At 73.6% G+C, this 22,758-nt stretch carries 19 protein-coding genes and 1 tRNA gene; 5 read left to right on the top strand and 15 right to left on the bottom strand.

Features of this window, described 5'->3' with window-relative positions; genetic code table 11:
- Positions 1-120: 120 nt before the first annotated feature.
- Entirely contained in the window at positions 121-819 is a 699-nt protein-coding gene (locus tag IEZ17_RS06695) for a DUF309 domain-containing protein (RefSeq protein WP_229851965.1), read from the top strand.
- Between the two features lie 65 nt (positions 820-884).
- On the opposite strand, the gene IEZ17_RS06700 is transcribed toward IEZ17_RS06695, so the two are convergent.
- From IEZ17_RS06700 to IEZ17_RS06725, 6 genes are all read right to left on the bottom strand, one after another.
- On the bottom strand, positions 885-1,841 hold the full coding sequence (locus IEZ17_RS06700) for a D-alanyl-D-alanine carboxypeptidase family protein (protein ID WP_189297384.1): 957 nt from the start codon (positions 1,839-1,841) through the stop codon (positions 885-887).
- 206 nt (positions 1,842-2,047) lie between these two features.
- Positions 2,048-3,271: a cytochrome P450 family protein gene (locus tag IEZ17_RS06705; RefSeq protein ID WP_189297386.1), complete on the bottom strand. Its 1,224-nt coding sequence runs from the start codon at positions 3,269-3,271 to the stop codon at positions 2,048-2,050.
- A gap of 129 nt (positions 3,272-3,400) precedes the next feature.
- Positions 3,401-4,630 (bottom strand): MAB_1171c family putative transporter, encoded by a 1,230-nt coding sequence (locus IEZ17_RS06710; protein WP_189297388.1) that lies wholly within the window; start codon positions 4,628-4,630, stop codon positions 3,401-3,403.
- The gene (locus IEZ17_RS06715; protein ID WP_229851999.1) at positions 4,623-5,195 is read right to left on the bottom strand and encodes a hypothetical protein; all 573 of its coding nucleotides are present in this window, start codon (positions 5,193-5,195) and stop codon (positions 4,623-4,625) included. Before IEZ17_RS06715 ends, IEZ17_RS06710 begins: the two co-directional genes overlap by 8 nt.
- Before the next feature lie 61 nt (positions 5,196-5,256).
- Complete coding sequence (locus IEZ17_RS06720) at positions 5,257-5,763, bottom strand: helix-turn-helix domain-containing protein (protein WP_189297392.1); 507 nt, start codon at positions 5,761-5,763, stop codon at positions 5,257-5,259.
- Between the two features lie 330 nt (positions 5,764-6,093).
- Positions 6,094-6,167 (bottom strand) — tRNA-Pro (locus tag IEZ17_RS06725).
- Between the two features lie 237 nt (positions 6,168-6,404).
- Between IEZ17_RS06725 and IEZ17_RS06730 the strand changes: the two genes are divergently transcribed.
- Together IEZ17_RS06730 and IEZ17_RS06735 are read left to right on the top strand one after the other, a co-directional pair.
- On the top strand, positions 6,405-7,145 hold the full coding sequence (locus IEZ17_RS06730) for a thiamine pyrophosphate-binding protein (protein WP_189297394.1): 741 nt from the start codon (positions 6,405-6,407) through the stop codon (positions 7,143-7,145).
- 123 nt (positions 7,146-7,268) lie between these two features.
- Positions 7,269-8,171, top strand: coding sequence for a transketolase family protein (locus IEZ17_RS06735; protein ID WP_189297396.1), 903 nt, complete (start codon positions 7,269-7,271; stop codon positions 8,169-8,171).
- A 27-nt stretch (positions 8,172-8,198) separates the two neighbouring features.
- Here the strand turns inward: IEZ17_RS06735 and IEZ17_RS06740 are convergent, their stop codons facing one another.
- A complete protein-coding gene (locus IEZ17_RS06740) occupies positions 8,199-9,113 on the bottom strand; it encodes an alpha/beta fold hydrolase (protein WP_189297398.1) in 915 nt (304 codons plus the stop codon).
- A gap of 165 nt (positions 9,114-9,278) precedes the next feature.
- Between IEZ17_RS06740 and IEZ17_RS06745 the strand changes: the two genes are divergently transcribed.
- Both IEZ17_RS06745 and IEZ17_RS06750 read left to right on the top strand, forming a co-directional pair.
- The gene (locus IEZ17_RS06745) at positions 9,279-12,494 is read left to right on the top strand and encodes an amidohydrolase family protein (RefSeq protein WP_189297400.1); all 3,216 of its coding nucleotides are present in this window, start codon (positions 9,279-9,281) and stop codon (positions 12,492-12,494) included.
- A gap of 296 nt (positions 12,495-12,790) precedes the next feature.
- Positions 12,791-14,041 (top strand): acyl-CoA dehydrogenase family protein, encoded by a 1,251-nt coding sequence (locus IEZ17_RS06750; protein ID WP_189297402.1) that lies wholly within the window; start codon positions 12,791-12,793, stop codon positions 14,039-14,041.
- 74 nt (positions 14,042-14,115) lie between these two features.
- Here IEZ17_RS06750 and IEZ17_RS06755 read toward each other — a convergent pair whose 3' ends face one another.
- The 8 genes from IEZ17_RS06755 to IEZ17_RS06790 form a co-directional block, all read right to left on the bottom strand.
- A complete protein-coding gene (locus tag IEZ17_RS06755; RefSeq protein WP_189297674.1) occupies positions 14,116-14,676 on the bottom strand; it encodes a GAF domain-containing protein in 561 nt (186 codons plus the stop codon).
- Between the two features lie 95 nt (positions 14,677-14,771).
- A complete protein-coding gene (locus tag IEZ17_RS06760; protein WP_189297404.1) occupies positions 14,772-15,392 on the bottom strand; it encodes a GTP-binding protein in 621 nt (206 codons plus the stop codon).
- Positions 15,370-15,729 (bottom strand): DUF742 domain-containing protein, encoded by a 360-nt coding sequence (locus tag IEZ17_RS06765; protein ID WP_189297406.1) that lies wholly within the window; start codon positions 15,727-15,729, stop codon positions 15,370-15,372. Before IEZ17_RS06765 ends, IEZ17_RS06760 begins: the two co-directional genes overlap by 23 nt.
- Before the next feature lie 41 nt (positions 15,730-15,770).
- Positions 15,771-16,220 (bottom strand): roadblock/LC7 domain-containing protein, encoded by a 450-nt coding sequence (locus tag IEZ17_RS06770; RefSeq protein ID WP_159507060.1) that lies wholly within the window; start codon positions 16,218-16,220, stop codon positions 15,771-15,773.
- Complete coding sequence (locus IEZ17_RS06775; RefSeq protein WP_189297408.1) at positions 16,210-18,228, bottom strand: sensor histidine kinase; 2,019 nt, start codon at positions 18,226-18,228, stop codon at positions 16,210-16,212. Before IEZ17_RS06775 ends, IEZ17_RS06770 begins: the two co-directional genes overlap by 11 nt.
- 279 nt (positions 18,229-18,507) lie before the next feature.
- On the bottom strand, positions 18,508-19,713 hold the full coding sequence (locus tag IEZ17_RS06780) for an MBL fold metallo-hydrolase (protein WP_189297410.1): 1,206 nt from the start codon (positions 19,711-19,713) through the stop codon (positions 18,508-18,510).
- 186 nt (positions 19,714-19,899) lie between these two features.
- A complete protein-coding gene (locus tag IEZ17_RS06785; protein ID WP_189297412.1) occupies positions 19,900-21,156 on the bottom strand; it encodes a GNAT family N-acetyltransferase in 1,257 nt (418 codons plus the stop codon).
- A 91-nt stretch (positions 21,157-21,247) separates the two neighbouring features.
- A complete protein-coding gene (locus IEZ17_RS06790; protein ID WP_189297414.1) occupies positions 21,248-22,654 on the bottom strand; it encodes an NAD(P)/FAD-dependent oxidoreductase in 1,407 nt (468 codons plus the stop codon).
- Between the last annotated feature and the right edge of the window lie 104 nt (positions 22,655-22,758).

The following is a 22,758-nucleotide window of genomic DNA, read 5'->3' on the forward strand; positions in this document are numbered from 1 at the left end:
CGGCGGCGCCCCGCCCCCAGTGTCCCGGCCGCCCCTCCCCTGTACGGGTCCCCCGAGAACGCACCCGGTCGTCGCCCGCCCCCTGGCGACGCACCTCGCCCCGCAGCGCACAATCGAAGGGTGAGCGACCCGGAGGAAACCCGACACACGTCCCGTGACGACGAGGGCGGCGACCCCGCCTGCTGGCTGGACCAGGTCTGCGACGCCTGCGGCCGGATCCGCGAACGGCCCGGCAGCGCCGTCTGCGACCACTGCGGCGCGGAGGGCGGCGCAGGGACCGGCACGGACACCGCACCCGCCGCCGGTCCCGGGCCCGCCACCCCCGGCCGCCGCCGCGACCGCGACGCGCAGGGCCGGGCCCGCAACGCCCGCCCGCGCGACGGGCTCGGCCGCCCCCTCCCGTACGGGTCCGAGGGCGTCGAGCGGCAGCCCGAGGGCGTGGCGCGTACGCCGGAGGAGTCGCTGGCCGAGGCCCAGCGGCTGCTGGACGCCGGGATGCCGTTCCACGCCCATGAGGTCCTGGAGGACGCTTGGAAGGCCGCCCCGGAGACCGAGCGGGAGCTGTGGCGCGGACTGGCCCAGCTCGCCGTCGGGCTCACGCATGCGGCGCGCGGCAACGCCACCGGCGGTGCGGCGCTGCTGGTCCGGGGTGCGGCGGCCATCGCCCCGTACGCGGCCGGGGCCCCGTACGGGATCGACGTCGGCGGCCTGACGGCCTGGGCCCGGCAGCTGGCGGAACGCCTGAGCGGCGCCCCGTCCGGCCGCGGGAGCGATCCGGTGCCGGCAGCCGGGACGGCGCCCCGGCTGCGCACCTCCTGAGGACGGCTGTGTCCTCCGGTCCTGGGACCGGCCGTGTCCTCCAGTCCTCCGACCGGCCGTGTCCGCTAGGAGCGGTTGACCGGATCGGCCTCGTCCACACTGTTGAAGCCCCAGTCCAGCAGCGCCCCGGCCTCCTTGTAGACGCCGTTGACCTCCCCGGACTGCGGGTTGAGGACGGTGGCGATCAGGGTGTGGCCGTTGCGCCGGGCGGCGGCGATCAGCGTGTTGCCGGCCTTGCTGGTGTAGCCGTTCTTGACGCCGATGATGCCCGGGTAGCGGGACAGGCCGTGCGAGCCGACCAGCATCCGGTTGGTGTTCTCGATCTCGGCGCCGCCCGAGGCCGGGAACTTGGCGTGGGCGGTGGAGCAGTAGCGGGCGAAGTCGGCGTTGGCGAGCCCGGCGCGGGCGAAGACCGTCAGGTCGTACGCCGAGGACACCTGGCCGGGCTCGTCATAGCCGTCCGGTGACTTGACCGTGGTGTCGTGCGCGCCGAGTTTTCGGGCGGTCTGCTGCATCTCGCGGGCGGTGGCCGACCAGCCGCCGTTCATCGAGGCGAGCACATGCACCGCGTCGTTGCCGGAGCGCAGGAAGACGCCGTGCCACAGGTCGGCGACCTGGTAGCTCTGGCCTTGGCGGACGCCGACGACGCTGCTGCCGGCGCCGAGGCCGGCGAGGTCGGCGGAGCTGACCTCGCGGACCCGGTCGGCGGAGAACTTCGGCAGGACGGTGACCGCGAAGAGGGTTTTGAGGGTGCTGGCCGGGGCGAGTTGGCGATGCGGATTCCTGGCCGCCAGCACGCGCCCGGTATCCGCGTCGGCGACCGTCCAGGCCAGCGCGCTCAGGCCGCTGGGCTGTCGCCGTCCGGGGGGCGCGGCGGCCCGCGCCGGGACGGCCATGGTGCGGTGGCGGCCCGTTGGCCGGTTGGGGTGGGCATGGGCCGGTATGGACGTCAGGGACACCGCGGCGACGGCGGTGAGCGCCATTGCGCCGGCTTTCTTGGACACACACGCGTCAAATGCCATGCAGTCACGCTATGGAGAGCGCGCGGGAGCCGCAGCACAGATGCGCCAGACGGGCCATGCCGGCCGTGATCCGCCCGGCGGGCCGGAGCCGTGCGCAGCTGCAAAGGACCCGCCCGGTGCGACGGGGGATGCACACCGGGCGGGTCACAGCACTTTTCTACCGCATGACTGAACGGCTACGCATCAAAAAAGTGTTCGTTTGCGGATTACCAGGCCACGGGCAGCGAAATCAGGCCACGCGCCCGAAGCGCCCGACGGTGCCGCAATTCCCCCCGCGGGACATCCAGTCGCAGCCCCGGGAAGCGGCCGATGAGCGCCCCGAGCGCGATCTCCGCCTCCATACGGGCCAGCGGCGCCCCCAGGCAGTAGTGGATGCCGTGGCCCAGCGCGAGGTGCCCGGAGAGTTCCCGGCCCCGGTCCAACCTGTCCGGATCGGGGAATCGGGCCGGGTCACGGTTCGCGGACGCGATCGACAGCAGCACGCTCTCCCCCGCCGGGATCCGTACGCCGCCGATGTCCAGGTCCTCGACGGGGAACCGGCGGATCGCCAGCGGAGCCGGGCCGTCGAAGCGGAGGAACTCCTCGACGGCCGCCGGGAGTTCGGCTGGATTTCGGCGCAACTCGGTGAACTGCTCGGGGTGATCGAGCAGCGTGAGGACGGCGTTGCCGATGAGGTGGACGGTGTTCTCGTAGCCGGCGAAGAGGATGAGGAAGGCCAGCGAGGTCAGTTCGTCCTCGGTGAGCCGGTCGCCGGCCGCACCGTCCTCGGCGTCATCGCGCACCGCGATGAGGTCCGAGAGCAGATCGTCGCCGGGCTCGGCGCGCTTGGCCGCGATCAGCCCGGTGTAGAACTCCAGCATCGCGCCCACCGCCTCCTTCATCGCCTGCGGCCGGCTGGGGTCCGGAGTCACGAGGGCGTCCGACCAGGCCAGGAAGTCGCGCCGGTCGTCCTGCGGGATGCCGAGCAGATCGCAGATGACGGTGATCGGCAGCGGGCCCGCATAGTCCGCGATGAGCTCCGCGCGGCCGTTCTCCTCCATGGCGTCCAGCAGCGCGTCGGCGACCCGCTGCACGGGGGCGCGCAGCGCCCGGACGCGCCCCGGGGTGAATGCCTTGACCACCAGGCGGCGGACCCGGGTGTGGTCCGGCGGGTCCATGTTCATCAGGTTGGCGTCCAGGGCGGGCGGCAGGGAGAAGCCGCGGTAACTGCCGGGCGCGGCATGGCGCTTGTCGAGGGAGAGCCGAGGGTCGGCCAGTGCGCGGCGGACGTCGTCGTAGCGGGTGACCAGCCAGGCGGGCTGCCCGTCGGCGCCGGTGATCCGGTGCACCGGTCCGGCTTCGCGGAGCGCGGCGTAGCCGGCGTACGGATCGTCGAGGAGGGGCGTCACGTCGATGGGGGCGTCGGGGCCGGTCTCGGCGGTGTTCTGCATGGCTCCCGACTCTAGAACAGGGCCTCCGGTCCCCTGTACGGCGGCACCGACCGTGCGGGCCGGCGCCGCCGCTGGAGCATGGGTGGCCCGGACCCCCGTGCCGGGCCACCCCGTCTGTGCGACCGCGCGTCAGGTGCGCGGCCGGGCGCTGCGCTCCCGCAACTCGGTCAGTACGGTCTCGATCAGCGGCGAGTGGTAGACATCCGCGACCAGCGCCAAGTGCTCGTACTCCGCTACGAGTTGGGCGCTCTCCCGGTCGGTGGGGGCGGTGCCCACCACGACGCTGTCGGCGCCGTGCGCGGGGAGGTGGCCCACCGCGCGGTTCTCCAGGCCGCGCCGCAGCGCCGCTGCCTCGGCGACCGCGGCCAGCTGGCGGTCGTCCAGCGCAACCGCACGCGCCCGTTCGAGGACGATGTCGACCGCGTCGGACTCCACATGGCGGCGGATCCCGCGCTGTACGTCGCGGATCTCGGCCATCTGCCGGTTGGCCCGCCACTCCAGGTCGGCGAACGGCCAGCGGCCCGACCACCGCGAGCCGTCCATGGTGACCTCGGGGCTCTGCGCGGTGACGGTCCGCCAGAGCGGGGAGAGGCGGCGCAGCCGGCGCCAGGCGGCGACGCGCGGGCCGGCGGCCGGCAGCGAGAATCCGGCCAGGACGAGGATCGCGGCGACGGAGGCGCTCAGGGGGGCCACGCCGTTGGAGAGCCAGAGTGCCGGATGCCCGGACCACGACAGGACGAAGCCGACGACTTTGCAGGCGCAGTAGACCAGTCCGAGCCAGCAGCCGGCGGCCAGCACCCGCAGCCCGCGCGCCAGCCACGATCCGCCGAGCCGGGCGGCGTACCGCGGGCACAGGGTCCCCAGGCCCGCCAGACTCGATCCGAAAATGGCCAGATACAGCACCAGGAAAAGCATCACGCCGGGGGCGTCGGTGTAGGCGGTGCTGAAGTCGCGGGGGTGCTCGACGGCGTCCGGCCGGCCGACCGCGAAGCCGGTGACGGCCACCGCCCAGAGCGCGGCCACCACCCCGACCGCCACCCGCGCCTTGACCCGCGCACGGGCCCGCGCCGCCTCGCCGTCCCCCGCCGTCCAGCGCAGCAGCAGCACCAGCGCACCGGCCGCGAAGACCACGACGGAGGAGTAGAGGAAGACCATGGCGAGGTTGGCCACCCCGAGCAGCCGGTCGAAACCGCGGTAGAGACTGGGCGCGGAGAAGAGGAAGACCGTCGCCACGCCACCGGTCATCACACAGGCGAGCCCCAGGTCCGTGTTGCTGCGGTCCCGGAACCACGCGACGGATTTGTACGCCACGAGCACCCAGGCGGCGGCCCCGAAGCAGAGGTAGACGATGTCAAACACCGGTGCCTCCCGCCCGTCCGGCGTGCTCCTGCCGGCGCCGGATGTGCTGCAATGCGGGCCCGAGCGCCGCCGCCACCTCGGCGGCCGGCCCCTCCAGGGGGACCTCCCGCTCCACCTCCGACGGCACCACCCGCTCCATCAGGAGCGTGCCGAGCACCTCGGTCTCCCGCTCGGCGAGGCTGTCATAGCCGTGGTGCCGGGCGAAGCCCATGGTCAGGCCCATCCGCCGCATGGCGGTCGCGACGTCGACGGACGGCGTCCAGATCCGCAGCGCCTCTTCGGTGACGGCCGGGTCCTGGGCGTGCCCGAGGAGCAGATGGCTGAGTTCGTGCAGCACGATATGGGTCTGGTGCCAGGGGGACGTCTTGAGTTCGTAGAAGACCCAGTAGCCGTCGTCCGTGGTAGCGGTCATCCCGGAGACCACCCCGCCGAGGCTCATCGGCACCAGGTGGACCGGCCGCTCCACCCGTGCCGCGACGATGTCGCAGACCCCCCGCAGATCGGTCGAGGCGGGCAGCTCCAGCTCCTTGATGAGCTGCTTGCACCGCCTGCGTATCTGCCCCACTCGCATGCTCGTCCCGTCCTCGTGTCCGGCCCGCCGCCAGGTAGTGAAGATGCGGTCGTGCTCAGCGGTCCGTATCGGGCCGTTCGCCACGCCGATCACCACCCTGCTCCGGCGGGTCGGCCGGCAGGTTCATCTGCCGGCGGAACTGGGAGATGATCGTCGTCAGACTGTCCTGCACTTCCGGCGGCAGCCCCACCGAGCGCAGTGCGATGGCCCGCACCCGCTGGTCCCGCATGGCGGCCAGGAACCGGACCTCCTCCTCCACCCGCGCGGCCTGCGGCTGCGAGAGGTCGCCCAGCAGGTAGCCGACCGGCACCCCGAAGAACTTGGCCAGCGCGCGCAGGAGTTCGGGGCTCGGGTTCGTACGCCGCCCGTTGCGCAGCATCGACAGGTACTGCTCGGTGACCTTGACCCCGCCGTACTCCGCCGTCCCGCAGCTGATCTCGTCGGCCACGAAGGCGTTGGTGTACGGAGCGCCGGGCGGGTGCATGTGCGCGAAGAGGTGATGGAGCCGTTCCGCGAGTAAGCCACCCGCCCCCTTGGACCGGCCGTCGCCCCCCACTGCCATGCCACCGTCCCCTCGATCGAGCCCAACGAACAGTTAAGGCCGCCGAAACCGCGATCCCCATCCTGTCATGCCGGGAACACCCCGCACCAGTCCACATACGGACAGTGAGGGCAGCCGAACTTAACCACGAGTTGAGTGACCGGACAACGACCGCACGGCGAGATGCCGGTGGCGAGAGAGGCAGACGGGACGAGAGGGGCAGGAGGGGCGCGCGGCACGGCGGAAGCGGCGGGCACGGCCGGAAAGGCCGACGACGGCGCGCACGGCGGGAACGACGAAAAAACCGCCTCCTCTGATGAGGAGACGGTTTCCGACCTGTGCTGCCACAAGTCGGGACGACAGGATTTGAACCTGCGACCCCTTGACCCCCAGTCAAGTGCGCTACCAAGCTGCGCCACGTCCCGGTGCCCGTTCCGCCGGGGATGCCCCGGGCGGTCGCGCAAGAGAACAATACCCCATGTCAGAGGGTCCGCGCGTCGCCGTATTCCGGCCGGGCGGGGCACGAGGGCGGCAGTGCGGGTACGGACACCCGCACTGCCGCTGGTGGCGCCGGTCATCAGGAGGATCGGGCTGCCACGGTTCGCCGGATCCGCGACTCCGCACTTGACCTCAAGCGAGCTTGAGGTTGCAACGTCTGTCGCATGACGAACACAGCCACGGACACCGCACCGGAAGCCCGCACCGGCGAGGACCCCATCGGATTCGGCGAACTGCCCCGGCTCATGGGCCTGATGACGGGCGATGAGAAACACGGCCCGGCCGCCACCTCCACCCTCGACGCCCTCTGGGTCCTCTACGACCGGGTGCTGCGGGTCTCCCCCGCCACCGCCACCGACCCCGGGCGGGACCGCTTCCTGCTCTCCAAGGGGCACGGCCCGATGGCCTACTACGCGGTACTGGCCGCCAAGGGCTTCTTCCCCGTCGACTGGCTGCCGGGCTTCGGCGCCTACGATTCGCCGCTCGGCCACCACCCCGACCGGGAGCTGGTGCCCGGCGCCGAGATCGGCAGCGGATCGCTCGGGCACGGGCTGCCGCTGGCCGTCGGCACCGCGCTCGGGCTGCGCGCACAGGGCCGCCCGGACCCGGCCGTCTGGGTGCTGATCGGCGACGCCGAACTCGACGAGGGCAGCAATCACGAGGCGCTCGCCTTCGCGGGCGCCGCCGGCCTCGACCGGCTGCACACCCTCGTCATCGACAACTCCTCCGCCACGCACGGCTGGCACGGCGGGATCGCCTCCCGGTTCGAGGCCGCCGGCTGGTCCGCGACGACCGTGGACGGTCGCGACCACCGGGCGCTCCACGAGGCGTTCAGCGCGCCGCACCCGGGCCGTCCGCATGCGGTGGTGGCCCGCGTGGAGCCCAAGGAGAAGCAGGTCTTCTGACCGCTTCGCCACGCCCTTCCCCGACTCTTTCCCTGGCTTTTCTCCGGCTGTTTCTCCGGCTGTTTCTCGGCCCCCCTTCCCCGACTTTCCCCGACTTTCCCCGACTTCGAGAGGTTCTCAGTGATGGACACCATGCGTGAGCGTTTCGCCGCGGTCACCTCGCGGTTGCTGGACGAGGACCCGCGGCTCGCCCTCGTGCTCGCCGACATCGGCGTGGCCGGCTTCGCCGACGCGGCCCGGCGGCACCCCGAGAGAGTGGTCAACGTCGGTATCCGCGAGCAGTTGCTCATCGGCGTCGGCGGCGGGCTGGCGCTGACCGGGCTGCGGCCGGTGATGCACACCTTCGCCAGCTTCCTGGTGGAGCGCCCCTTCGAGCAGCTGAAGCTGGACTTCGGCCACCAGGGCACCGGCGGGGTCCTGGTGAGCGCCGGCGCCTCGTACGACTGGCCGAGCGGGGGTTTCACCCATATGGCGCCGGGCGACGTCGCACTGCTGGACACCCTCGACGGCTGGACGGTGCAGGTGCCCGGCCACCCGGACGAGGCCGAGACCCTGCTGCGGCAGGCCGCCGCGGCCGGCGACGACAAGGTCTATGTGCGGCTGTCCGTGCAGGTCAACGGAGCCCCGCGGCCGGTGGGCGGGGACGGCTTCCTGACCCTGCGGCAGGGACGCCGCGGGGTGGTGGCCGCCGTCGGGCCGATGCTGGACAACGTGCTGGCCGCCACCGAGGGTCTGGACGTGACCGTGCTGTACGCGACGACCGTGCGGCCCTTCGACGCCCGGACGCTGCGCGCCGCCGCCGGGGCGGCCGACGCGGCCGACGTGGTGCTGGTCGAGCCGTATCTGGCCGGCACCTCCACCCGGTTCGCCAACGACGCGCTGGCGGACCGGCCGCACCGGGTGCTCGGGCTCGGCGTGGGCCGCCGGGAGCTGCGCCGCTACGGGCAGCTCGACGAGCACCTGGCGGGGCACGGGCTCGACCCGCAGGGCCTGCGGGCCCGCATCACCGGGTTCCTGGGCGGATGACGCTCCCGGGGGACCGGCCGCGGCGGTTCAGAGGTGCTTGTCGAGCCAGCCGAGCAGATCGTGCTGGACCTCGTCGCGGTGGGTCTCGTTGAGGATCTCGTGGCGGGCGCCGGGGTAGCCGCGCCAGGTCAGCTCGCGGATGCCGAGATAGCGGAAGTCCTCCAGGAGTTCATGGATCAGGGTCAGCCGCTGGTGGCAGGGGTCCTGGTCGCCGACCGCGATGTGGACGGGCAGGCCCCGGGGGATGCGGGCGAGGTGGGCCGGGTCGTTGACCTTGCGGACGGCCCGTACCCAGTCGAGGGCGAGGCCGGCGCAGAACGGGAAGCCGCACTGTTCGTCGGCCACGTAGCGGTCCACTTCGGCGGTGTCGCGGGAGAGCCATTCGTAGCCGGTGCGGTGCGGGAAGGCGTCGTTGAAGAAGCCGAAGGTGCGCGGGATGAAGGACGAGAGGTGGGCGCGGCCGTGGGCGGCGATCTCCGCCTCCAGTTCGGCGGACGCGGCGTCGATGTCCAGGCCCGGCAGTGTGCGGAAGGCGCCGGTGAGGATCAGCCCGGCGAGGTCGGCGCCGTATTCCTGGGCGTAGTCGCGGGCCAGCATCGCGCCCATGCTGTGGCCGAGGAGGACGAGCGGGACGCCGGGGTGGGCGGCGGCGGCGTGGTCGCCGATGCCCTTGAGGTCGCCGACGATCGCCCGCCAGGCGTCCTCGCCGACCACGCCGAGGCCGCCGGTGGTGGCGGCGGTGGCGCCGTGGCCGCGGTGGTCGGAGGCTACGACGGCGTAGCCGTGGCCGGCCAGGAAGCGGGCGAAGCGGTCGTAGCGGCGGCCGTGTTCGGCGGCGCCGTGGGCGATCTGGACGAGGGCGCGCGGCACCCCGGACTCCGGGAGCCAGGTGTAGGTGGCGATTCGGGCGCCGTCGGGGGCCTGGTGGAAGTCCTGCTGCATCGTTGCCTCCTGGGCTGGCGGGCGTCGGTCGCGCCCACTCTGTCCCGCCGGGCGGCGGTGCGCCACGGGGCGCGCGGCGGAGTTGGCCCGCGGCCCGCGCGGCGTGGCACGATCAGGCGGTTCTGTGTCGGCCCTGTGCCGCAACCCCCTTTCGTAGGAGGATCGTTGGACACCACAGACCGTTCCGGCGACGTGCCGATCCGGCGTTCGCCGCTGTCCCGCCGCAGATTTCTCCAGGGCACCGCGTCGGCCGCCGCCGCGGCCGGGCTCGCCGGGGTCGCCGCCCCCACGTCCGCGGCGGCGCAGCCCGCCGCCGGCGCGTCCGGCGCCGCCCTCTCCTTCACCGCCGCGACCAATGGCGCGGCCTCCCTCGCCCCGGCCGGCGACCGGCTGGTCGCCGAGGTCCAGAACGTCCTGTGGTCGCTGCCCCGCACCGGCGGCGACGCGGTGGCGCTGACCCCGCCCGACCTGGAACCGACCCGTCCGGTGCACTCCCCCGACGGCCGCCGGATCGCCGTCTGCGCCTACCGGGGCGGCAACTTCCACCTCTGGACGCTGCACGCCGACGGCTCCGGCCTCCAACAGCTGACCGACGGCCCCTGGGACGACCGCGGGCCCGCCTGGTCGCCGGACGGGACCCGGATCGCGTTCGCCTCGGAGCGCGGCGGCGACGCGGTGAGCGGCAGCCCGTACCGGTTATGGGTGCTGGAGGTGAAGACCAGGCGGCTCACCCGGGTGACCGGGCTGCCCGGCCAGGAGGGTCCCCATCAGGACGGCGCCTGGGAGGACTTCGACCCGTGCTGGTCGCCGGACGGCTCGCGGCTCTTCTTCGTCCGCGGGCAGGTGGCCGGCACCGCGCTGGCCTCCCGTACGGTCGCTTCGGTGCCCGCCGACGGGCAGGGCGCGGTGCGCACCGAGCACACCGAGACGGCCGCGGCCCAGGTGATGGTCCCGGCGGTCTCCCCCGCCGGGCGGCTGGCGTATCTGCGGACCACCGACTATCCGGGCCCGACCTGCACGCTGGTGGTGGACGGTGCGGCGGTCGCTGTCGGCGGGGACGTGGAGCCGGTGCCGCCGCGCTGGGTGTCGCGCGAGGAGCTGCTGCTGACGGTCGGCGGCCAGTTCCGGATCGTACGGCCCGCCGCCCCGGAGCACGCCGAGCGCATTCCGTTCGCCGCCCGTCTGCCGCTGCACCGCCCCGAGTACCGCGTCAAGGACTACGGCTTCGAGCGGACCGCGGCCGGTCCGGTGCGCGGGGTGCATCTGCCCGCGCTCTCCCCCGACGGCCGCACGGTCGCCTTCGCGGCGCTCAACTCCCTGTGGCTGGCGCCCACTTCGGGTGGCGGCGCGCCGCGCCGGATCACCGCCGCCGACGCCACCCGCTATGTGCTCGCGCCGAGCTGGTCCCGGGACGGCCGGTCGCTGGTGTACGCGGACGACCGGGACGGGCTGTTCGCGGTGCGCCGCCGGGAGCTGGAGTCCGGGACGGAGACGGTGCTGGCGACCGGCGGGCGGGTGCAGCCGGCGCTGTCCCCGGACGGCGGGCGGCTGGCCGCGCTCGACATGTCCGGCAACCTCGTCGTCCGGACGCTGGCGGACGGCACGGAGAAGGTGCTGGCCGCGCCGATGGGCGCCGGCGGGCTGCCGGGCCGACCCAGCTGGTCGCCGGACGGCCGCTATCTGGCGCTGTGCGACCGCAACCGGCTCAACCGCCGGTTCCGCGAGGGCTACAACGTCATCCGGATCGTCGACGCCGAGTCCGGCAAGGACCGGCTGTACCCGGTCGCCGAGCATGTCTCGATCGCCGACCGCTACGACTCGGGCCCGGTCTGGTCGCCGGACGGCCGGCTGCTGGCGCTGATCGCCGAGTCGGCGCTGTGGGTGCTGCCGGTGCGGTCCGACGGGACGCCGGACGGCCCGCCGCGGCAGCTGACCGAGGAGGCCGCCGACCACCCTTCGTGGTCCGGGGACTCCGCGACGCTGCTGTACCTCTCCGCCGGGAGGCTGCGGCTGATCCCGGTGTCCGGCGGCCCGGCGCGGACCGTCCCGGTCGCCCTGGAACGCCGCCCCTCGCGCGCCCGGGACACCGTCGTGCACGCGGGCCGGTTCTGGGACGGGACCGGCGAGGCGGTGCGCGAGGACGTCGACGTCGTCGTACGGGAGGGGCGGATCACGGCCGTGGAGCCGCACCGGGCGTCCCGTGCCGGTACCGCCCGGCGGGTGGACGCCTCGACGAAGACCGTGCTGCCCGGCCTGTGGGACGCGCACACGCACCCGTGGCAGACGACGTACGGCGGCCGGCAGACCGCGCTCCAGCTCGCGTACGGCATCACCACCACCGTCTCCTGCGGCGGCTTCTCGTACGAACAGGCCCGCCTCCGCGAGGCGTTGGCCGCCGAGGCGCTGACCGGGCCGCGGCTGCTGAGCTGCGGTGAGCTGCTGGACGGCGGCCGGGTCGCGTACAGCATGGGGCGGGCGCACCGCACCCGGGAGGGGCTGCGGCGGTCGCTGGAGCGCGGTGCGGCGCTGGACTGGGACTTCGTCAAGACCTATGTCAGAGCGCCGGGTTGGGTGATGGCGGAGGCCGCGCGGTTCGCCCACGAGCGGCTCGGGGTGCGCTCAGGGAGCCATCTGCTCACTCCCGGCATGCAGCTGGGGCAGGACCTGACGACCCATCTCCAGGCCACCCAGCGGCTGGAGTTCGGACACGCGGTGTCCAGCACCGGGCATGCGTACCAGGACGTCGAGGAGGTCTACACGGGCAGCGGCTTCCATATGCTCGCCACCCCGTTCTCGGCGACCCCGCTGATCGGCGAGGATCCGGCGCTGGCCGCGGACGTGCGGGTGACCAGGCTGATGCCGCCGTGGGACACCGCGGTCGTGCGGGAGGGCTCCGGGCGCCGGCCGACGCCCGCGCAACTGGCCGACATCCAGACCGAAGTGGGCGTCTATCGGCGGATCCTGGGCGGCGGCGGGCTGATCGCGCTGGGCACCGACCAGCCGCTGGTGGCGGTCGGGCTGTCGATGCACCTGGCCCTGCGGGCGCTGCACCGCGGCGGGCTGACGGTGAGCCAGACGCTGCGGACGGCGACCGCGCTGCCGGCCCGGGTGTTCGGCGCGGACCGGGACCTGGGGACGCTGGAGGTCGGCAAGCTGGGCGATATGACGCTGGTGGACGGCGATCCGTTCAGCGACTTCAGCACCCTTGTGCGGACCTCGGCGGTGGTCAAGGGCGGCCGGCTGTACGAGCAGCGGGCGCTGGTGGACGCCTTCCCGGCGCCCGAGGAGCATGCGCTGCGCTCGATGGCTGCGGCCGGTACCGACTGGCTGGAGGTGGGCCGCCAGCAGCGGCGCGAGTCCTGCTGCGGCGCCGGGCACTGACCCGCGGCACCGGCTGCTGCGAGGCCGGGTGGCGCGGGGTGGCGCGGTTCCGGGACGGTCCGGGGCCGCGCCACCAGCGTCTCGAACAGGGGGGTGGTGCGGCCGTGGCGCGTGCGCCAACTGTTCACGCAATCGCACCCAGTTGATGTTTCGTGCGGTCCGCAGTAGGTATGCCAACGGGTATTGCACGCGGTAAGCGGCAGATCACGTTCCGGTACGACCACAGGCGGCGCCGCCGGTGCCGCCCCGAGAGAGGGAGCGGCCAGCGCGGGACAGATCGCGGAGGAGGGCTCGTCTTGCACCGCTACTTCACCGACCAGCGGCATGAGGCACTCCGGCAGCGGGTGCGGGACTTCGCCGAGCGCGAGGTCCGGCCCCGGATTGCGGAGATGGAGGCGAACCGCACGGTCTGCCACGACCTGTCGCGTCTGATCGCCCGCCAGGGATGGCTCGGCGCGACGGTGCACCGCGCCTACGGCGGGATGGGCGCCGGGCATGTCGCCAAGACCCTCATCATCGAGGAGCTCTCGCGGGTCAGCGCCGCGATGGGCGCCATGGTGCAGGCCTCCCAGCTGGGCGTAGCGAAGATCGTCCACTTCGGCAACGAGGAGCAGAAGAAGACCTGGCTGCCGGCCATCGCGTCCGGCGACTGCCTGCCGACCATCGCGGTCACCGAACCGCAGTCCGGCGGCCATGTGCTGGGCATGGCCTCCACCGCAGTCCGGGACGGCGACGGCTACGTCCTCAACGGCCGCAAGATCTACGTCGGCAACAGCCATGTCGGCGATCTGCACGGCGTGGTGGTCCGCACCGGAGAGGGCTCCAAGGGCCTGTCGGCCTTCCTCGTCGAGACCGGCACCCCCGGCTTCCGGGTCGGCTCCGAGCAGCCCACCATGGGGCTGCACGGTTTCGGCTTCGGCGAGCTGTTCTTCGACGACTGCCGGGTGCCCGCGGCGAACCTGCTGGGCAGTGAGGGCGACGGGCTGTCCGTGGCGTACTCCTCCAGCGTGCTGTACGGGCGGCCCAACCTGACCGCGGTGTCACTGGGCATCCACCAGGCGGTGCTGGACGAGACCACCCGGTTCTGCACCGAGCGGCACCGCTACGGCGAACCGCTCGCCGACCTGGCCACCGTCAAACTCAAACTCGGCCGGATCCAGTCCCGGCTGCTGCTCGCCCGGCTGTCCGCCTACCACGCGGTGCATCTCCTGGACCAGGGGCTGCCGTGCGACGCGGAGCTGATGAACGCCAAGCTGGTGAATGTGGAGTCGGCCCTGGAGTCGGCGCGCGACGCGATGGACGTCCATGCCGCCTGCGGCCTCTTCACCGACCGGCCCGTGGAGCGCTTCCTGCGCGATGCGCACCACGTCTTCGCACCGGCCGGCACCTCGGACATCCAGCTGCTGCGGCTGGGCGAACTGGCGCTGGGCCAGGTCAAGGGCGAGTGGTCCGGCCGGCTTGCGGAGCTGGTACGGCGGGAGCCGGCCGAGTGGCCGGAGGAGGCGGAACTGCCGGACGGGCCGGCACCGCTCGCCCGGCTGACCTGAGCACCGGACGCGGGCCGCCGCCGTACCGCGGCCCCGGAGCCGACCGGACGGACCCCGTTGCCGGGCGCTCCGGTTCAGGACTCCTCGGACTCGGACGCCTTCTGTCGGCGCTCCATCTCGCCGATCTGCTCGACGAGTTCGGCGGCCAGCGACTTGATCGTGTGCAGCCCCTCCCGCCCCCAGGGGCGCGGTTCGAGGTCGACGACGCAGACGGTGCCCAGCGTCATGCCCGTATGGTCGATCAGCGGCGCGCCCATATACGTGCGGATGCCGAGCTCGTCGACGACGGGATTGCCGGCGAACCGCGGATAGTCGCAGACGTCCTCCAGAACCAGGGCCTTGCGCCGCACCACGACGTGCGGACAGTAGCCGTGGTCGCGGGCCATCACCCGGCCCGGCCGGCCGCCGGCGGGCACCGGGCCGAGCTCGATGGCCTTGTCCTGGTCGGGCACGTAGAGACCGGCGAAGTACTGCTCGCGCTCGTCGATGAAGTTGACCATGGCGTACGGGGTATCGGTGGTCCGCGCGAGCTTGCGCGCGAAATCGTCGAACGCGGGCAGCGGATCCTTGCCGATGCCCAGCTCGCGCAGCCGGCGCACCCGGGCCGGGGCCTCGTCGTCCTGCGGGGTGAGCATCAGATGGCGGGTCAGGTCGTAGGAGGCGTAGGGGATACGGGAAGAGGGGTAGCGGGAGGCGGGGAAGTGGGAGAAGGGGTAACGGGACGGGTGGTTCACGGGAGCTCCGGGGTGGCGGCGAGGGCGGGAGTGAGCAGGTACTCGACGAGCGACACCAGGACATGGGTGCCGGAGGAGCACTGCCGGGCGTCGCAGAGGACGACGGGGACCTCCGGCGCGAGGTCTATCGCGGCGCGGATCTCGTCGGGCTCGTAGTGGTGGGAGCCGTCGAACTCGTTGACGGCGACGATGAAGTGGATGCCGCGCCGCTCGAAGAAGTCGACCGCGGCGAAGCATTGGTCGAGGCGCCGGGTGTCGGCGAGGATGACCGCGCCGAGCGCGCCGTCGGACAGCTCGTTCCACAGGAACCAGAAGCGGGTCTGCCCGGGCGTGCCGAAGAGGTAGAGGACATGGTCCGAGTCGAGGGTGATCCGGCCGAAGTCCATCGCGACGGTCGTGGTGGTCTTCTCCTCGACCCCGGCCAGGTCGTCGGTACCGACGCTGATCTGGGTGATGACTTCCTCGGTGCTGAGCGGTTCGATCTCGCTCACCGCACCGACGAAGGTGGTCTTGCCGACCCCGAATCCGCCCGCGACCAGGATCTTGAGCGCGGTCGGGAAGGGATCGGGTCCGGGGTCCCCCATGGCCGGGGGGTCACAGTCGTTGACGAAGTCCATGCAACACCGCCTCCAGCAGGGCACGGTCAGTACGGGACGCGGGCCCGGCCGAAACGGCGGCGGGGGCCCGCGCGGTGAGCGCGCCGCAGGCGACGAGGTCGGCGATGACCACCTTGGTGACCACGGCGGGAAGCCGTATGTGAGCGGCGATCTCGGCCACCGAGACCGGCCCGCCGCACAGCGCCAGGACGCGGACGTGGTCAGGTCCCTGCGCGGCGGCGGGCCGCCGTCCGGTCGCCCGCACCATGGTCAGCAGGTCGAACTGCCCCGCGGGGCGGGTCCGGCCGGTACTGACGGTGAACGGGCGGATCATCTCGCCCGCGGCTCCGTCGTACATGGGTTGCCCGCCCGGCCACCGACGGCGGGGCAGGGCCCCGGTCAACGACCGCCCGCCGGGGCCTGATGGCGTGCGGGGGTGGACAGGTACGGCCGGACGCTCTTGACGAGCATCCCCATCTCGTAGCCGAGCACCGCGGCGTCGGCGTCGCGCCCGGCGAGCACCGCCAGGCAGGCCCCCGTCCCGGCGGCCGAGACGAACAGGAAGGTCTCCTCCAGCTCGACGACGACCTGGAGGACGTCGCTGCCCTCCCCGAAGCGCGCGCCGGCGCTGCGGGCGAGGGAGTACAGGCCGGAGGCCAGCGCCGCCATATGGTCGGCGACATCCGGTTCGAAGCCGTGGGAAGCCTTGACGAGGCCGTCGGAGGACAGCAGTACGGCGCTTCGGGTGTGCGGTACGCGCTGTACGAGTCCGGTCAGCAGCCAGGAAAGGTCGGTGTGCTGACTTCCGCGGAACTCGGCGTGCGTCTGCGCATGCACATCACTCACCATGGTTGTGGTCGTCTCCTCGGGGGCGAGCCTTCGGGGCGTCGTGGTCGGGGTCGAAGAACAGGTCGGGGTCGCCGGGGCGGCCGGGGAAGCCGTCCTGGCCCGGGGTGGGGCCGGTGCCGGCGGCGGTCCGGCCGGCCGTGGTGCGGCCGGCCGCGTAGTCGGGGTCGCCGAGGCTGAAGCCGCGCTGGAAGGCGGCCATCAGGTTGGGGTCGTGGATGCGCTCGGGCCCCTCGCGGCGGGGCAGCAGCCGCGGATCGTCGCGCAGTTGGGGCGCGAGGTGGGTCTGCTTGATGCGGCGCGGCAGCCGCGGCCGGGATCCGTGGTCGTCGACCGGCGGCGCGGGCGGCAGGACGACGGGGCCGGGGTCCGCGGGCCGGCTGTCGGCGGGGGCGCCCGGACGCGGGTCGGCGGGCGGGGTGGGCCGGGCGTCGGCGGGCGCGGCCGGACGCGGGGTGGCGGGCCCGGCCGGGCGGGCCTTGGCGCCGGCCGGCGGGCGGATCTCGATCGCGCCGGCGTCGATGTCGGCGTCGGCCGCGAGGCGGGCCATCGCCCGGTGAAAGGCGACCATACGGGCGGCCTCGGAACCGGCGTCGGTCGTCGCATCGAACCCCCCGCCGGGGTAGATGAGGTCGTCGTGCCGCCCGTACCCGCCGTCGTACGGGGAGCCGGCGCCGCCCTCGTCGTACCCGTCGCCCGGGGCGCGCCCGTGATCGGCGGCGGGTTCGTCGTGGTAGTCAAGGGACGCCTGGGGCACCACCGAACCGTCGAACTCGTCCCGGACCTGGGCGGAGTTGGCGCCGAGCAGCGACGGCGGCAGGATCAGCACGGCCTGCACACCGCCGTAGATGTTGCTCTGCAACTGGACGACGATGCCGTGCCGCCGGGCGAGCGAGGAGACCACGTAGAGACCGATCCGGCCGTCGTCCAGCAGCTCGGTGAGATCCATCTGCTCGGGGTCGGCGAGCAGCCGGTTCATCTGCGCCTGCTCTTCCGCCGACATGCCCAGGCCGCGGTCCTCGACCTCCACCGCGAGCCCCGACTTGACGTGCTGCGCGCGCACCGTGACCGGCGTCTCCGGGGCGGAGTAGATGGTGGCGTTCTCGACGAGCTCGGCGAGGAGGTGGACGACATCGGCGACCGCGGTGCCGCGCAGGGTGCCCTCCACCGGCGGCACCAGCTTGATCCGCGGATACTGCTCGACCTCGGCGGTCGAGGAGCGCAGGACCTCGGTCATGGTGATCGGACGGGTCCACTGGCGGCGGGAGACGGCACCGCCGAGCACGGCGAGGTTCTCGGCATGCCGGCGGACCCGGGTGGCCAGGTGGTCGACGACGAACAGCCCCTTGAGCAGATCCGGGTCCTCCACCTGGTGCTCCAGCTCGTCCAGCACCTGGATCTGGCGGTGCACCAGGGACTGGAGCCGCCGGGCGAGGTTGACGAAGACCTCCAACTTCTGCTCGTTGCCGGTGGCGTTGGAGCGGGCGATGCCCACCGCTTCGACGACGGCCGCCTCGGCGGCCCGGCCGGCGGCGGCGACTTCATGGGCGAGCAGGTCGAGGGCATCGCCGCCGGGCTCCGGTGCCGGCTCGGGGTCGCGGTGTTCGATCCACTCGTTCCGGCGGACGCGGTCCAGGAGGTCGTACAGCTCGGACTGGCTCCGGGCGCACACCTGGCGCAGCCGCGCATAGCGGTTCACCACGGCGCGCGCCTCGGAGTTCCCGGCGACGCCGGCGATCAGCACGATGACGCAGACCACGACGAGTCCGCTGGTCAGCACCGGCCATTCCCGGCCGGTGAGGCGGGCCCCGCCGCTCTGGACGACGAAGGCGGCGACGCCGGTGCAGATGACGGCGACGAGCAGACAGGGGACCGCGGCGAGCCGGACCAGCCGGGAGCGTATTGCCGAGTCGGCAGCCGACTCGGGGACGGCGGCCCGACCGTGCCGTCCCCCGTGGGACCTCTGAGCCTCCTGGGACGACTGGGTCCTGTGTGGGGGTGCGGTAGGCATGGGCGCCCTCCGGATCGGCCGTTGGCAGTTCACGGAGCACGCACGCTAGTTGTTACGGAGGTGGTGTTCGGACCCACTTCGGGGTTTCGCTACCCCGCGCCACCTCCGTGGGTAGGCATGGCGCGCACGGCAGTACGAAAGAATACGAACTCCCGTTCAAGAAACGGGAGTTGACGCATCCATGGCCACGCCTCGGCGACCACCGTCCCCGAACCGCCACGCCGCCCCCGGTGGCGAAGGCTTCCCTCCGCACGCCCCGCCGCACTCCTCGCCGCGCGATCACCGCTCGCTGACGAGGTCGTCGCCCACGAGCACGTCCGCCGCCCCCGCGGCCTCCCGGGTCGCCGCCACCGGCGGCCAGGCGGGCCAGCCATGCACCGGCGGTACGGCCACCGCCCGCCACCACGGGTCCACGGCCGGCTTGTCGGCCGGCTCGAACGGCTCCCCCGGCCGCGGCGCGACGGACGCCACGCCGGCCTCATGGGCCGCGGACATCGTCCACTCCGCCGGCTCCGCCCACGGGTGCGGGGCCAGATTGAAGGTGCCCCAGTGGATCGGCAGCAGCGCCCCGGTGGGCTCGCCGCCCTGGAGGTCGAGGTGGGACTGCACCCCCTGCGCCGGCGTCATGTGGATGTCCGGCCAGAAGTCCGAATACGCGCCGATCTGGATCATGGTCAGGTCGAACGGGCCGTGCGCCGCGCCTATCTCCGCGAATCCGGGGAAGTAGCCGGTGTCGCCGCTGTGGAAGATACGGTGCTCGGAACCGGCGACGACCCAGGAGGCCCAGAGCGTGTGCTGCGGGCCGCGCAGTCCGCGCCCGCAGAAGTGCTGGGCGGGCGTGGCGGTCAGCGTCAGCCCGCCGACGCGCGTCGTCTCGTCCCAGTCGAGCTCGGTGATGCGCTCCGCGGGAACGCCCCAGAATTCCAGGTCGGCGCCGATACCGAGCGGCGCGACGAAGGCCGCGCCGGAGCGGATCAGGCCCTGGACCGTCGGCATGTCGAGATGGTCGTAGTGGTCGTGCGAGATCACCACGACGTCGACCGGATCGAGCTCCGCCAGCTCCAGCGGCACCGGATGCAGCCGCTTGGGCCCGGCCCAGCTGAACGGGGAGCAGCGCTCACCCCAGACCGGGTCGAAGAGCACGCGGTGGCCGTCCATCTCGGCGAGCACGCTCGAATGCCCCATCCAGGTGATCCGCAGCCCGGAGGCGGGCGGCCGGCCCCAGTCCGCGGCCGTCGGGCGGTGCACCGGAATCCGGCCGACCGGTGCCCGCCGCAACCGGCCCGCACGGCTCAGCTGCGTACGAGCCATCGGCAGCGCGGCGCCCCGGAGCAACTGCCGGGTGGGCGCCGGATTGCGGAACTGCCCGTCCACGAACTGCGGGGACCTGCGCATCCTGGCCAGCCGCTCCCCGGTGGGCTCGGCGCCGAAGCTCGCGGGGCGCAACGCGGTAAGCGGAGTACGGCGGGGTCGGGATGCGGTCACAGCACCTCCATGGTCGGGGCAGTCGCGAAGTGAACGGGCCGCGTGAGCGGAGGGTTCCGGCGCTCCCGGGCCGCCCTGCGCCGCCGTACGGTGCGGCACACGGCCCCGGACTCAACACCATCACTCTCCGATACCAACCGCGCGACCTGCCGCGGCATTCCTGCCGGCGGTGTGAGCTGCGATATGTCAGGCACAGCCACCCCCTCCGTGCAGGCACCCCCTCCGGCCTGCCGTGCGCGGTCCGGCGCGTACGGCAGGGCCGGCCCCACGCCGCCCGACCGTTACGGCCTCGACCCTTACGAGCCCCGACTGCATGCCGCAACCCGGAGGCAGCCATTCGGGTGAAATCAAGGACCGGGGGCCGAAGCGAGGACAAGGGGCGAGACGAACGGCGCGCGCCCCGACCACTTGGCGGGCGCCCCCGGCCCAGAGGCGCTTCGCCGCCGCCCGGAGCGAGCCGGTCAAGCGGGCATCGGGCCGGCGGGCCGGCCGGGGAACCGCGGCACAGTGCCCGCTCCACCCCCACCCGGCCCAGTGTTCACGCCACCCCCACTCACCCCGGTTGCCGCCACCCGCCTGGTCAGGCCGCCCGGCCCGTCGGAACTCCATCCTCAGGTGGTCCTCGACCGGGCGGTAGCCCAGCCGCCGGTAGAGGGCGTTGCCGGTGGGGTTGGCGAGGTCCGTGAAGAGGAGCAGCTCGGTCGCCCCGGAGCTCCGGGCGGCCCGGGAGGCGGCCGCGGTCACCGCCCCCGCGTAGCCGCGTCCGCGCAGCTCGGGCGGGGTGTAGACGGGAGCCACCTGGACCGTGCTGAAGAGGGGACGGGTGACCCCGGCCATCGCTACGGGCCGTCCGCCGGCCACCCAGAGGGTGCAGCGGCCGTCGGCGATCCGGTCGTCGAGGGCTCGGGTGTCGCGGGGCGGCGGACCGCCGACGTCCGCGGCGAAGGCCGCGAACCAGCCCCGCAGCAGCTCCCGGTCGGCGGGGGTGGCGGGCCGGGCCGCTCCGGGCGGGGCGGGCGCGGCCGGGGTCAGCTCGCCGAGCCGGTGGAGGCGGTGCCGTTCGGCGCGGTACACCGGACCGCCGTGCCGCCGCTGCCAGGCCGTGGCGACCGCCTCCGCCGTCGGCTCGCAGCCGGTCACCCCGGGGATGTCGAGCCGCTGCCGCGCCAGGGCGTCGACCGGCTCGGCCGCGGCGACCGCAGGCAGCGGGGAGAGCACCACCGCGCGCGGCGGAGTCCAGACGAACGCGCCACCGACCGACGCCTCTTCGTCTCTCCCCCACCATCCGAACCAGGGGGCGTCCGTCCCGTACGCGTCCGGCCCGAGGGCCCGCAGGGAGGACGCGATCGACAGCAGCAGCGTGTGCTGCACCGGGCGTCCCCGCACGAACTCCCGTGTGGCCGCCTCGAAGACATCGAGATCCCGTGTCGTCGTCCATGTCATGCCGCCTCACCCTTCCCCGGCACCCGTGGCCGCCGCATCCGGTTCTCCGGCCGGGGGCCCGTTCCGCCCCGGGGGCCGGCAGGTGCCGCCGTCAGGCGCGTTCGACAGCGGCGGGCGGCCGGGGCAGGCCGGGGCGGCGTGGCAGGAAGACCGTGCGCAGGAGGATGCGCGGGGCCATCAGGCGGGAGGGCGGGGCGGTGAGGCAGAAGACGTCCCGGAAGGCGCCGCCGACGACGCGGTCGACTGCGGCGCGGGCGGACAGCCGCTCGATGTACCACGTCGTCAGCCGCTCGCCGAGGCCCACCGTGCTGTCGCCGTCGCCGGTGTACGGGCGGTCCGCGCCGATCGCGGCGCGCCAGGCGGGTTCCGCGGCGCGGGAGACCGCCCGCTGCGCCCGGGCGGTGGCCCCGGGGCGCAGCGGACCGCTGTCCGCGAGGGTGTCGCGCAGCGCCAGCGCACCGAGCGCGGCCACCGACATGCCCTGGCCGTAGACGGGGTTGAAGGTGCAGTTGGCGTCCCCGAGGACCAGGAACCCTTCCGGGGCGGCCCCGGGGCGCTCGAAGCGGCGCCGGCGGTTGCAGGTGTCGCGGAAGCCGTGCACCGGCGAGACCGGTTCCGCGCCGGCGAGCAGTTCGTGGACGTACGGGTCGCCGACGGTGGCGCTGAAGGCGATGAACTCCGCCTCGTCCGTGGGCGGGTGGTGGCCGCGCACCCCGGACAGGGTCAGCAGCCAGTTGCCGCCCTCGACGGGGACGTACGCGGCACCGCGCGGACACGCGGGCCAGCAGGGGACGTTGACGCCGATCTCCGGTTCGGCGGCCGGATCGCTGGGGCGGTACATCCGGGTGGCGTAGGCCAGGCCCGAGTCGACCTTCTCCTCCCGCGGCGCTTCCCGGCCCAGTGCCGCGTACCACTGCGGCGTACGCGACGCACGGCCGGAGGCGTCCACGGCCAGGTCGGCCGGCAGCATCCGCTCCGGCCGGGCGCCGCCCTCGCCGCTCCTGCTGCGGACCGTGACGCCGGTCACCCGCCGCGCGTCGCCGGTGAGCCCGACGGCCTCGGTCGCCTCCAGGACCTCGACCCGGGTCGGCGATTCGGCCGCCGCCCGCAGCACGCGCTCGCGGACCACGGCGTCCAGGACCGGTCGGGTGACGCTGAGCGCCGGATGCCGGCGGTCGTCGAAGCGGCGCTGCCAGCCGGTGGGCGTACGGGTGACCAGATCGCGCGGCATGGAGAGGCTCCGCGCACCGGCCTCGGTGAGCGCGGCGACCGTGCCGGGCAGCAGCTCGTCCAGCGCGCGCTGTCCGCCGCTGAGGAGAACATGCAGATGGCGGGCCTGCGGGACGCCCTTGCGGAAGACCTGCTCGGCGGGATACCGATCGCGTTCGACGACGGTGATCGCGTCGACATGGCCGCGCAGGGCCGTGACGGCGAGCATTCCGGCGAGTCCGCCGCCGATCACGATCGCGGTACGCCCGCCGCCGGTGCGCTCAGCCATTCGTACCTCATCTTCCCCGCGGTCCGTACGGCCCCCGGTCGGCGCCCTGTCAGCGTTTCCGGATCCTTGATCCGTGACGGCCCTCAGGCTTCAGCGCCCTCCGC

It is taken from the genome of Streptomyces albospinus (genome assembly GCF_014648695.1).
Taxonomy (GTDB): domain Bacteria; phylum Actinomycetota; class Actinomycetes; order Streptomycetales; family Streptomycetaceae; genus Streptomyces; species Streptomyces albospinus.

What these genes read in the sequence shown, in the direction of transcription:
- IEZ17_RS06765 (WP_189297406.1), bottom strand. Translation starts at nt 15,729, where the DNA reads ATGTACGACGGAGCCGCGGGCGAGATGATCCGCCCGTTCACCGTCAGT.
- IEZ17_RS06790 (WP_189297414.1), bottom strand. Translation starts at nt 22,654, where the DNA reads ATGGCTGAGCGCACCGGCGGCGGGCGTACCGCGATCGTGATCGGCGGC.
- IEZ17_RS06775 (WP_189297408.1), bottom strand. Translation starts at nt 18,228, where the DNA reads ATGCCTACCGCACCCCCACACAGGACCCAGTCGTCCCAGGAGGCTCAG.
- IEZ17_RS06700 (WP_189297384.1), bottom strand. Translation starts at nt 1,841, where the DNA reads ATGGCATTTGACGCGTGTGTGTCCAAGAAAGCCGGCGCAATGGCGCTC.
- IEZ17_RS06705 (WP_189297386.1), bottom strand. Translation starts at nt 3,271, where the DNA reads ATGCAGAACACCGCCGAGACCGGCCCCGACGCCCCCATCGACGTGACG.
- IEZ17_RS06740 (WP_189297398.1), bottom strand. Translation starts at nt 9,113, where the DNA reads ATGCAGCAGGACTTCCACCAGGCCCCCGACGGCGCCCGAATCGCCACC.
- IEZ17_RS06755 (WP_189297674.1), bottom strand. Translation starts at nt 14,676, where the DNA reads ATGCTCACCCCGCAGGACGACGAGGCCCCGGCCCGGGTGCGCCGGCTG.
- IEZ17_RS06785 (WP_189297412.1), bottom strand. Translation starts at nt 21,156, where the DNA reads ATGACATGGACGACGACACGGGATCTCGATGTCTTCGAGGCGGCCACA.
- IEZ17_RS06770 (WP_159507060.1), bottom strand. Translation starts at nt 16,220, where the DNA reads ATGGTGAGTGATGTGCATGCGCAGACGCACGCCGAGTTCCGCGGAAGT.
- IEZ17_RS06760 (WP_189297404.1), bottom strand. Translation starts at nt 15,392, where the DNA reads ATGGACTTCGTCAACGACTGTGACCCCCCGGCCATGGGGGACCCCGGA.
- IEZ17_RS06730 (WP_189297394.1), top strand. Translation starts at nt 6,405, where the DNA reads ATGACGAACACAGCCACGGACACCGCACCGGAAGCCCGCACCGGCGAG.
- IEZ17_RS06720 (WP_189297392.1), bottom strand. Translation starts at nt 5,763, where the DNA reads ATGGCAGTGGGGGGCGACGGCCGGTCCAAGGGGGCGGGTGGCTTACTC.
- IEZ17_RS06735 (WP_189297396.1), top strand. Translation starts at nt 7,269, where the DNA reads ATGGACACCATGCGTGAGCGTTTCGCCGCGGTCACCTCGCGGTTGCTG.